We start from the raw sequence: 10,590 nt of genomic DNA, 5'->3' as shown, positions 1-10,590 counted from the left end.
CGGAGCTTGTCGAAGCATCTCTGCCGCTTCGTTGCTTGAGTCAACAACAACGAAGCGGCAGAGATGCTTCGACAAGCTCCGCCTGACGTTCTTTTTTTCTTTCTACCTCAAGCAGCCCCTAGGCCCCCTAGCCCTTGTAAAACATCCACTTGCTCAGCTCCTTGTAGCTGACCTTCTTGCCGTACATCAAAATACCCACCCGGTAGATGCGCGCCGCCACCCACACCGTGCCCACGAAGCCCAGCACCAGCAGCCCCAGCGACAGCGCCAGCTGCCAGCCCGGCACTCCAAACGGCAGCCGAATCACCATCGACACCGGCGAGGTAAAGGGTATCATCGACATCCAGAAAGCCACCGGCCCGTCGGGGTTGCGCAGCACCACCGAGAAGCCCAGGATGTAGCTCAGCAGCAGCGGCATCGTAATCGGGAACATGAACTGCTGGGTATCGGTCTGGTCGTCCACGGCCGCACCCACGGCCCCGAACAGCGCCCCGTAGAGCAAATACCCCCCTAGGAAGTACGCCAGGAAGCCAAACACGATGGTCCAGATGGGAATGTCGAGCTTCTTCACCTCATCCAGCGCCTTGCCCACCAGGTTCATGCGCTGGGCCGGGTTGGCCGACTGGCCCATAGAGCCCGTAGCGCTGTTCATGGCCGATTTCACATCATCGGGCTCGGCCGTGGCGCGGGGGCGGGCGGCCACCTCGGTGCGGGCCGCGTTGCCCACAAACAGCGGCGCCACCACGGCCGTGGCCCCATAGGAGAGCAGCCCCCACAGCAGAAACTGCGTGAGGCCCACCGCCGCAATGCCCAGCACCTTGCCCATCATAAGGTCAAAGGGCTTCACCGACGACAGCATCACTTCCATCACGCGGCTCGACTTCTCCTCCCCTATCCCGCGCATCACCTGCATGCCGTAGAGGAAGATGAAAATGTAAATGGCCACGGCCAGAAACGAGGCCACGCCCGTCGTCACGCCCGAATTGCTGCCTTTTTCGTGGCCGGCCTCGTCCATGCTCACCGCGTTCAGGTCTACTTTGGCGCGCAGCTGGTCGAGCTGGGTTTGCGAGAGGCCCACCTGCTGCATCTTCAACTCGGCGAAGGCATCAGTCACGGCCGCTTTCACGCGCAACTCCTTATCGAGGCTCACGTTGCCGAGACCGAAAAATTGCACGCCCTTGGGGTCTTTCGGGTCGATGCCGGCCGGCAAGTACAGCAAGCCGGCGTGCTTATCGCGCTGAAACGCCTTCTTGGCCTCCGCCAGCGAACCGGTGACGGGCAGAAACTGCAGCTTGGCCGTCGAGCCCTGCGTCAGGCGCCGGGCAATATTAAGGCCGCTGTCGTCGCGCACGTCTATCACCTCGGCCGACGAGTCGCTGAGGGCAATTTTGCCCACCACAATGCCAAAGGCGGCGATGAGCACCGGCACCAGCAGCGTGAGCACCACAAAGGCCCGCTTGCGCACCCGCGTCAGGTATTCGCGCTTGGCAACGAGTAAAAACTTGGAAGTCATATAGTTATTAGCAAGAAGGCGGTCATGCTGAGCGAAGTTGAAGCATCTCTACCGCGCAGTTTGTGAATCGTTCAATGTGGTGGCAGAGATGCTTCGGCTTCGCTCAGCATGACCGCCTGTTTTTATGCTTGCGAGGGCCCTAGGCCGTTTCCTCTACCAGCGTTTCGGGCATGGTTTCGCGCACGCGGCGGATAAAGATTTCCCCGATGCTCGGAATCTGCTCCTGAAAGCGATGCACCTCCACCGCGCCGGGCCCAATGAGGTAGCGCAGCAGGTCGTTGGGCGTAGTGCGGGCGTGCAGCTGAATGCGGGCGTAGAAAAAGCCATTTTCGCGCTCCTGCTGCTCCACCACCTCAAAGTCGGGGTGCACCACCAGCAGGCGGCCCTGGCCCTCTACCTCAAACGTATTGGTCTTAAACTGATTGCGAATGAGCTTCACCGGCCCGTCCAGCACCTTGTGGGCGCGGTTGATAAGGGCAATGCTGTCGCACATTTCCTCCACCGACTCCATGCGGTGCGTCGAGAAGATGATGGCCGCGCCCTCCTGCTTGAGCCGCAGAATCTCGTCCTTCACCAGGTTGGCGTTGATGGGGTCGAAACCCGAAAAGGGTTCGTCGAGGATAATTAGGCTGGGCTCGTGCAGCACCGTGGCCACGAACTGCACCTTCTGCTGCATGCCCTTCGAGAGGTCTTCCACGTTCTTCTTGGCCCAGTCTTTTATCTCGAAGCGCTCCAGCCACTTCTTGATGCGCTGCACGGCATCGGCCCGGCTCAGGCCGCGCAGCTGGGCCAGGTAGATGAGCTGCTCGCCCACCTGCATCTTTTTGTAGAGGCCGCGCTCCTCGGGCAGGTAGCCGATGTGGGCGATGTGGCTGGGATTCAGCTTCTCGCCCCGAAAAAAGACCTCGCCCGCGTCGGCGGCCGTAATCTGGGTGATGATGCGGATGAGCGAGGTTTTGCCCGCGCCGTTGGGCCCTAGCAGGCCAAACACGCTCTGGGCCGGCACGCTCAGGCTGACGCCGGCCAGGGCCGTGTGCTGAGCATACTGCTTACGCACATCGCGCACTTCCAGGATGGGGGTTGAAGGAGAAGCCATAGCCATTGGCAACAAGTAAGGTGTGGTGTAAAAGTAGTGGCCCGGCGCAACCAGCCGCCGCCCTAGGCCTCCAAGCGGCCTCAAACGGCTCCCAGGCAGTGAAAATGGGTACTTAAGTGGTCAGCTCGCCCTCGTTCAGCTCGCGCAGCTGGCTTTCGAGCCGGTCGAGGTGGCGGCCGTAGAGGCGCTGCAGGTACCAATGCGTGAAGCGAATGACCCCTAGCTGAAAAAGCACCCCCAGCAGTAGCGTTGCCCCAGCCACGTAGCCTATTAGTGGCCAGCGGGGCCCGGCGGCGCGCGCCAGCTCGTGCCCCAGGTAATAGCCCAGCACCACTAGCAGCGTCAGCGGGCCCGTCCAGATGGTGAGACGGTAGTAGAAAAGTAGCAACTGGCGCAGCCCCGCGCACAGCACCTGCAAGTGGCCTTTGATGCTCACTTCGGCCTGCTCCATCTGCCGCAGCAGCCGCAGCTGCCGGGCATAATACGCTCCCATGATGGCCACCAGCACCACCATCACCCCTATATATAGCCATCGAAAGAGCCCCCCCGGCAGCAGCAGCAGCGGCAGCAAGACAAATACCGGAGCGGCGATAATCTCGGCCCAGGCGTTGCGGCGCATCCGCTCAATAAGCCCTAGGGGAGCTTTGCCTAGCATGTGCGCTAAGCTGGCGGGCGGCGCCGGCTCGGACTGCTGCCACTGGCGGCGCAAATCATCAAGTTCCATAAATACAAGTAGTTAATGAGTAGACGCGGGCACCAGCAGGCGGCGCAGGCGCTCCTGCACGCGGTGCATTTTCACGCGCACGTTGTTTTGGGTAATGCCCAGGATGTCGGCCATTTCGTCGTAGGGCCGGTCCTCCAGGTACAGCAGTACGAAGGCTTTGTCCACGTCCGAAAGGCGGTTGATGGCCGCGTAGAGAGCCGCCATTTCTTCGGGTTCGTAGGCGCTGCTCTCGGTGGGCTGCGCCAGCGAGCGGGCCGCGTCGTCGTCCAGTCCCACCCGCGCCGGGCGGCGCGTGCGCTGGCGCAGGTTGCTGATGGCCACGTTCAGGGCAATGCGATAGAGCCAGGTGCTGAGCTTGGCATCGGGCTGGGGCACGTAGCGCGGCCAGGCCCGCCACAGCTGCAGCACTATTTCCTGAAATAAGTCCTGCCGGTCGTCGGCATCCTGGCAGTAGAGCCGGCACACGCGCCGCACCAGGGGCTGGTACTCGCGCAAAGCCGCCACAAAGTCAGGCGAGGGCGTAGCAGTAGGCATGGGGCAGCAGGCGGTGATGTCAGGGAGTTATTCGCCGCCAGCAAGGTATCATTACATCGCAGATTTAACGGATTTAACGGATTTCGCAGATACGGCGCTAAATTTCTTGACTATCATATAGTTAATAATCCTTACTGCTGCTAGCTAGAAGCTGCGGCCGTCTGGATGAAATGTGCCAGAGCACTCAGTAACTCCTTGCCATCCAGATAACTGCAGCTAGCAACACAAAAAAAGGCTGCCCTAGGGCAGCCTTCTCTCTACATCGCGTAGTCAGGCGCGACAGCGCCGTATCCGCGAAATCCGTTGAATCCGTTAAATCTGCGATTAAGCGAAGTACTCTTTTACCTTCTCAAAGAAACCCTTCTCGTTTTTGCCGGGGTGCGGGGCGAAGTTCTCCGAGTCGCGCAGCTTCTCCAGCAGCTCGCGCTCCTGGTTACTCACGTGCTTGGGCGTCCACACGTTGAGGTGGATGAGCTGGTCGCCGCGGCCGTAGCCATTCAGGTCCTTAATGCCCTTGCCGCGCAGGCGCAGTATTTTGCCGGGCTGGGTGCCGGGGTCCACCGTAATCTTCACCTTGCCCTCGATGGTGGGCACCTCCAATTTAGTGCCTAGGGCCGCATCCACGAACGAGATATACTGCTCGAACATGATGTTGTTGCCGTCGCGCTTCAGGAACTCGTGCGGCTCCTCCTCAATCTGAATCAGCAGGTCGCCAGGCACGCCGCCGCGCTCGGGGAAGTTACCTTTGCCGCTCATGCTCAGCTGCATGTCATTGGCCACGCCCGCCGGAATGTTTATCGGAATCACTTCCTCGTGCAGCTGCCGGCCCTCCCCCTTGCACACGTCGCAGGTCGTGCTGATGGTTTTGCCCTCGCCGTTGCAGGTGGGGCAGGTGCTACTGCTCACCATCTGGCCCAGCATGGTGTTCACCACGCGCTTTTGCTGGCCGGTGCCCTGGCAGGTGGCGCAGGTTTTCAGCTCGGTGCCGTTTTTGGCGCCCGTGCCGCTGCAGGGTTGGCAGGCCACGTAGCGCTTCACCTTAATTTTTTTCTCAACGCCGTTGGCGATTTCCTCCAGGTCGAGCTTCAGCTTGATGCGCAGGTTGGAGCCTTTCTTCACACGCCGGCCGCCGCGCTGCCCGCCGCCAAAGAAGCCTTCGAAGCCGCCGCCGCCGCCGAAGATGTCGCCAAACTGCGAGAAGATATCCTCCATGCTCGGGCCGCCGCCGCTGCCGGCGCCACCCACGCCCTGGTGGCCAAAGCGGTCGTAGCGCGCGCGCTTGTCGCTGTCGCTCAGCACCTCGTAAGCCTCGGCCGCCTCCTTAAACTTGTCCTCGGCCGTAGGGTCGTCGGGGTTTTTATCCGGGTGATATTTAATCGCCAGCTTGCGGTACGACGACTTAATCACGTCGCCTTCCGCGTTGCGGGCCACCCCTAATACTTCGTAATAATCGCGCTTTACGGTTGCCATTTTAGTAGAATTATAATGTCATTGCGAGCCCTAGCGAAGTAATCGCACCAGAACGAGATTTGATGCTATCGTTCTGGTGCGATTGCTTCGCTAGGGCTCGCAATGACAGAAATACATAGTGCTTACTGCCCCAGTACCACCTTGGCGTGGCGAATGACTTTATCGCCCAGGTAATACCCTTTTTCAATCTCCTCAACAATCTTGCCGCGCAATTCGTCGCTCGGCGCCGGAATCTGCGTGATGGCCTCGTGCAGCTCAGCGTCGAAGTCGCCACCTTTAGCATTCATGGGGGCTAGGCCCTTCTGCTGCAAGGTTTTAGTGAGTTTGTTATAGGTAATGTCCAACGCATTTTGCAGCGCAGCAGGGTCGACTACGCCTTGCGTGTGCTGCCGGGCACGGTCGAAGTCGTCGATAACGGGCAGCAAGGCCACCATTAGCTCCTGATTAGCGGTTTTGAAGAGGTCGGCGCGCTCTTTGGTGGTGCGGCGCTTGTAGTTCTCAAACTCGGCGGCCAGGCGCAAGTACTTGTCTTTGAGGTCGGCCAGCTCGCTGCTAGTCGTATTGTCCTCGCTCACGGCATTGGCGTCGGAGGTGGCGGCCTGGTCAGCGGCACTGTCGGTCAGCGGCTGGTCGGTGGGTTGGGTGTTATTGTCGTCAGTCATTTTCTGGAAAAAATGGCGGAATTTGCTAGCGAAAGAATTTCCCATACGGGCAGCCCGTCAGGGACAAGGAGTAGGCCAAAGGCCCTAGGGGTGACAAGTTGGCACGAAAGCTACTTCAGCTAACCAATTTCACAGCATCCATGCAATCGCTTCATCTAGATTTTACTACCCTTAATCAGCAGGCTAGATACGAGGCTTGGAACGATACCTTTGCTTATTGGCTGCTAGTGCTACATGACACTAGCAACCTCTACGCTCGGGATGCCGACGAGGCTCAATCTGCCATGTCATTACAGTTTGATGTAGAAGAACAAGCGGTAGCTGCTGAAGGAGTTGCCAGTAATGAGGAGTTGATTCCAACTGTTTTCGTGCCTATCGCGCCGGTAACGCTAGCACTTCGCTGGTCGCCATTTCCAGCCGCTGTCAAATCATTGGGTGCACCGGTCTATGCAGATAATAAGCGCGGCGATAGTCTGGCGGTTTTCACACCCCAGACACTACCCGCAGCATTTGATTCAACGCCAGATGAACAGCACTTTAGCTTCCTGCTTCGCCAGGCTTGTACTCATGCGATTAAAGCGAATGCATTAGTAATGTTAGTGGGTTCGCCGGGCTGGGACTACGATGAAGACGGTTTGTTAGCAGAAAATCCTGTTAGCCAGCAAGCAATGCGTGATTTTGGCTTTGTATACACTCTGCGCAAGCCTTCTTTTAGTTAGCATTTATACAGCGCCCACCAAATTATATCCTTCAGCGGCTAGATTTTTTTGCCAGTAATGCTGAAAATAAAGATAGTAGGCGGCACACCGGCCCACTACTCCACATCTACGTCGAGGCTGCCGGCCGTGATGGCGGTTGTCAGCTGCGCGTTGCTGGGGGCCACTGCCAATAGCTCGAAAGTGCCTTGCAAGGTGCGCTGCGCCGGGTCCCAGGCAGTGATGGTCAGCTGATTGACGGCCCCAGCGATAGGGGACTGCGGCGCTTGCGCTACTAAGCCGGTGGGCGTGGCTGCGTACTCCTGGTACATCGTGCCGCTGTAGTAGCGCCCTACTTGCAGCGCATAGGTACCCGACCCCCGAAACTTGCTGACTTGTAAAGTCAAATCGTGTTGCGGATAGCCATCAGGTTGATTTCGGCTGTCGATGGCGCGAATAGTCAGCGTACTATCGCCAGCTAGCGTCGCCGTTACGGGCAGCTTGGCCCCAAAAAGCGCGACGATAAACGTGCCAATATCGGCCGAGTTATTGGCTACCACGGGGCTGCCATTGGCACGGTACACGACCGTGGAGCTGCTATTGAAGCGGCCGGTGGGCAAGGCCGGCTCCACCTCGGTGGAGGTGAGGCGGCAGCCGGCCAGCGCCAGTAGCGCCAGCCCTTGGCCATACAGAATAGAAATGCGCACGGTGCGGGCGTGGTTAAGGGGTAACGGTATCGCCAAAGTGGCCGAGCCAGAGCGTGAGCATTCCGCCGAAAAGCGTGCGCTCGGGGTTGAAATTGGCTTGAAAGGCCAGTCCGAGGCGGGCCTGCTGGCGCGGCGGCGATAGCCAGCCTATTTCCAGCGGCAGCCCTAGGGCCTGGTAGTCGCGGTAAGCGTAGTAGTAGGTGCGCGAACCGACGAGGCCACTGTAGGCGGCCGTGTAGCGGCAGTCGCCCAGGTGCCGGCCGTAGAGGTAGCTCAGGCCGGTGCCGCCGTAGAGCAGCGTGCGGCCCAGCGGCACGCCGTAGCCGGCCATGGCAGCCACTTCCAGCTGCCGCGACTTCGTGTTTACGTCATCCAGAAAGCTGGACCCCGGGCCCGAGCCGGGCCGCCACCAGCGGTAGCGCACCCGCGCCAGCGCCAGCCAGCCCCGCTGCTGCCGCCCCGCGTGCACCTCCACGCCGTTGCCGACGCCCACGCCACCGCCCCAAGCGGGCGCATTCTGGGCTAGGCTGCCCAATGGCAGTAAGCATAGCAGCAAGTACAAGTGCTTCATCGTGGCGTCAGGTTAGTGCGAGTTAAAGCTCAGGCATTACCTTGATTCACGCAAGCTCAAAATGGTTGCTATCAGACTTCAGCTAGCGCGTGCGTGACCCATGCAGAAGCTGACTATTAACCAAATAGCCTGTTCCTCGCAAGACTTTGGCGCCGCTGCCTAACTATGCAGCGCCCGCCAAATCATATCCTTCAGCGGCTGAATGTTCTTGCCAGTAATGCTAGAAATGAAGATGGTGGGTGGCACATCGGACGGCAGCGAGGCGCGCATTTCGGTTTCCAGCTCCTCGTCCAGCATGTCGGACTTGCTGATGGCCAGCAGGCGCTTCTTGTCGAGCAGGTCGGGGTTGTGCTGCTCCAGCTCGCCCAGCAAAATGCGGTACTCAGCGGCGATGTCGGGACTGTCGCAGCTTATCATAAAGAGCAGCATGGAGTTGCGTTCAATGTGACGCAGAAACCGGGTCCCTAGGCCCTTGCCCTCGGCCGCACCTTCGATGATGCCGGGAATATCAGCCATCACGAACGACTGGTAGTCGCGATAAGCGACTACCCCTAGGTTGGGCACCAGCGTGGTGAAGGCGTAGTCGGCAATCTTGGGCTTGGCCGCGCTCACCACCGAAAGCAGCGTGCTTTTGCCGGCGTTAGGGAAGCCCACCAGGCCCACGTCGGCCAGTAGCTTCAGCTCCAAAATCACCTGCTCCTCGATGCCGGGCTCGCCGGGCTGCGCATACTGCGGCGCCTGGTTGGTGGCCGACTTGAAGTGGTCGTTGCCCAGGCCGCCGCGCCCGCCGGGCGTGAGGATGAGGCGCTGGCCTTCCTCGGTTATTTCCAGCTTCACTTCACCGGTTTCGGCATCGCGGGCCACCGTGCCTAGGGGCACCTGAATAACAATATCTTCGCCCTGGGCGCCGGTGCGCAGGTTTTCGCCGCCGCCCTGCCCGTCCTGGGCAAACAGGTGCTTGCGGTATTGCAGGTGCAGCAGCGTCCAGAGCTGCGAGCTGCCTTCCAGAATAATGTGGCCGCCGCGGCCGCCGTCGCCGCCGTCGGGGCCACCGTTGGGCAGGCCCTTAGCCCGGAAGAAGTGGTGCGAGCCCGCCCCACCCTTGCCCGAGCGGCAGGTGATTTTGACGTAGTCGATGAAGTTGTTATTAGCCACTTCTTGAAAATTAAGTCGATAAAAAAGAACGTCATGCTGAGCTTGCCGAAGCATCTCTGCTGCGCCACCGGGGGATGCCCCAACGACACCAAGCGAGATGCTTCGGCAAGCTCAGCATGACGTTCTTGCACATTATATAGGCAGTAAATGCCCCTACGCTTTCACCTCCTTGGTAGCGGCGGCCGGCACGTCCTGGTCGGTGCTGGGCTTGTGGCGGTCGATGATGGCCGAAATCTGGCCGAAGATGTCTTCAATCTCGCCGATGCCGTTGAGAGAGTGGAACTTACCTTGGCTGGCGTAGTGGCCAGCTACCTGGGCGGTTTCGGTGTTGTAGACCTGCACGCGGCGCCGAATCCTGCTTTCGTCCTGGTCGTCGGTTCGGCCGCTGGTTTTGCCGCGCTCCAGCAGGCGCTTCACTAGCTCCTCCTCCCCTACTTCGAGCGCCACCATCGAAGCCACGCCGGTGCTGTGACCAGCTAGCAATTTGTCGAGGCTCTCGGCCTGGGCCACGGTGCGCGGAAAGCCGTCGAAGATGAAGCCGGCGGCGGCTTTATTTTTCTCCAGGGCATGGCCAATCATACCAATAACCACTTCGTCGGGCACCAGCAGGCCTTCGTCCATCAGCTTTTTGGCGCGCAGGCCCAGCTCGGTACCTTCGGCAATTTGGGCCCGCAGCAGGTCGCCGGTACTCAGGTGCACCAGGTGGTACTTGGCGATAAGCTTCTGGCTTTGCGTGCCTTTGCCCGCGCCGGGCGGGCCGAAGAGAACGATATTGTGCATGGTGATAAAAGAACAGCGTGAGCACCACGGCAGGCCGCGGCAGCGCATGGGGTGGAAGCTTTGGTGGTTGACGCGCCGGCTAGCAAGCGCCTAGGCCGCCACGTACACGTCAGGCAGGTTGCGGCCCAGGCCGTCGTAGTCGAGGCCGTAGCCCACCACGAAGTCGTTGGGGATTTCTAAGGCAATATAGTTCAGGGCCAACGGGTAGCGTAGGCTGGCCGGCTTGAAAAACATGGCCGCTATTTCGATGGAGGCGGGCTGGTTGGCTTGCAGCGTGGGCAGCAGGTGGTTCAGGGTGGTACCCGTATCCACGATGTCTTCCACCAGAATGATGTCGCGCCCATGCACGTCTTCGCGCAGGCCCATTATTTCCTGCACCTGGCCCGTGCTGCCGGTGCCTTCGTAGGAGGCCACGCGGATAAACACGATTTCGCACTCGCCGGCAAAGCGCTTCAGCAGGTCGGTGGCAAACATGAAGCCGCCCGTGAGCACCACCACGAACAGCGGCCGGCGGCCGGCGTAGTCGGCGTTAAGGCGCTCGGCCAGGCGGTCGATGGCCGCGCTAATCTCGGTGGCCGACAGGTAGGGCCGAAACGACTTGTCGTGGAGCGTAATCAGGGAATGACCCATGCAGGTAAATAAGCGGCCTAGGGCCAAAGGGGCTGCAAAGATAGACCGCAGAT

The 10,590-nt window shown here is 60.0% G+C and carries 12 protein-coding genes; 1 reads left to right on the top strand and 11 read right to left on the bottom strand.

The features are described 5' to 3' along the window. Window positions 1-127 precede the first annotated feature (127 nt). The 6 genes from HHL22_RS23070 to HHL22_RS23045 all read right to left on the bottom strand — a co-directional run bounded on the left by HHL22_RS23070 (window position 128) and on the right by HHL22_RS23045 (window position 5,999). The gene (locus tag HHL22_RS23070; RefSeq protein ID WP_169533795.1) at window positions 128-1,513 is read right to left on the bottom strand and encodes an ABC transporter permease; all 1,386 of its coding nucleotides are present in this window, start codon (window positions 1,511-1,513) and stop codon (window positions 128-130) included. Window positions 1,514-1,652: 139 nt separating this feature from the next. Next, entirely contained in the window at window positions 1,653-2,609 is a 957-nt protein-coding gene (locus HHL22_RS23065) for an ABC transporter ATP-binding protein (protein ID WP_169533794.1), read from the bottom strand. A gap of 112 nt (window positions 2,610-2,721) precedes the next feature. Further along, the gene (locus tag HHL22_RS23060) at window positions 2,722-3,333 is read right to left on the bottom strand and encodes a hypothetical protein (protein ID WP_169533793.1); all 612 of its coding nucleotides are present in this window, start codon (window positions 3,331-3,333) and stop codon (window positions 2,722-2,724) included. Between the two features lie 12 nt (window positions 3,334-3,345). Next, window positions 3,346-3,867 (bottom strand): RNA polymerase sigma factor, encoded by a 522-nt coding sequence (locus HHL22_RS23055; RefSeq protein WP_169533792.1) that lies wholly within the window; start codon window positions 3,865-3,867, stop codon window positions 3,346-3,348. A 324-nt stretch (window positions 3,868-4,191) separates the two neighbouring features. Continuing rightward, window positions 4,192-5,337 carry a molecular chaperone DnaJ gene (gene dnaJ / locus HHL22_RS23050; protein ID WP_169533791.1) on the bottom strand — a complete coding sequence of 382 codons (1,146 nt, stop codon included), beginning with the start codon at window positions 5,335-5,337 and terminating at the stop codon, window positions 4,192-4,194. A gap of 122 nt (window positions 5,338-5,459) precedes the next feature. Next, window positions 5,460-5,999 (bottom strand): nucleotide exchange factor GrpE, encoded by a 540-nt coding sequence (locus HHL22_RS23045; RefSeq protein WP_169533790.1) that lies wholly within the window; start codon window positions 5,997-5,999, stop codon window positions 5,460-5,462. A 140-nt stretch (window positions 6,000-6,139) separates the two neighbouring features. Between HHL22_RS23045 and HHL22_RS23040 the strand changes: the two genes are divergently transcribed. Beyond that, window positions 6,140-6,718 carry a hypothetical protein gene (locus HHL22_RS23040; RefSeq protein WP_169533789.1) on the top strand — a complete coding sequence of 193 codons (579 nt, stop codon included), beginning with the start codon at window positions 6,140-6,142 and terminating at the stop codon, window positions 6,716-6,718. Window positions 6,719-6,813: 95 nt separating this feature from the next. Here the strand turns inward: HHL22_RS23040 and HHL22_RS23035 are convergent, their stop codons facing one another. The 5 genes from HHL22_RS23035 to HHL22_RS23015 form a co-directional block, all read right to left on the bottom strand. Continuing rightward, window positions 6,814-7,401, bottom strand: a complete 588-nt coding sequence (locus HHL22_RS23035; protein WP_169533788.1) for a hypothetical protein — start codon at window positions 7,399-7,401, stop codon at window positions 6,814-6,816. Between the two features lie 13 nt (window positions 7,402-7,414). Next, a complete protein-coding gene (locus HHL22_RS23030) occupies window positions 7,415-7,972 on the bottom strand; it encodes a hypothetical protein (RefSeq protein WP_169533787.1) in 558 nt (185 codons plus the stop codon). Between the two features lie 159 nt (window positions 7,973-8,131). Continuing rightward, window positions 8,132-9,127: a GTPase ObgE gene (obgE, locus tag HHL22_RS23025; protein ID WP_169533786.1), complete on the bottom strand. Its 996-nt coding sequence runs from the start codon at window positions 9,125-9,127 to the stop codon at window positions 8,132-8,134. Window positions 9,128-9,280: 153 nt separating this feature from the next. Then, window positions 9,281-9,907: an adenylate kinase gene (locus HHL22_RS23020; RefSeq protein ID WP_169533785.1), complete on the bottom strand. Its 627-nt coding sequence runs from the start codon at window positions 9,905-9,907 to the stop codon at window positions 9,281-9,283. A gap of 90 nt (window positions 9,908-9,997) precedes the next feature. After that, on the bottom strand, window positions 9,998-10,537 hold the full coding sequence (locus tag HHL22_RS23015; RefSeq protein WP_169533784.1) for a phosphoribosyltransferase: 540 nt from the start codon (window positions 10,535-10,537) through the stop codon (window positions 9,998-10,000). Window positions 10,538-10,590: the final 53 nt, after the last annotated feature.

Source organism: Hymenobacter polaris (assembly GCF_012927305.1).
Classification (GTDB): domain Bacteria; phylum Bacteroidota; class Bacteroidia; order Cytophagales; family Hymenobacteraceae; genus Hymenobacter; species Hymenobacter polaris.
The sequence above is the reverse complement of the archived record's forward strand: the minus strand, read 5'-3'. Positions and strand labels throughout refer to the sequence as shown.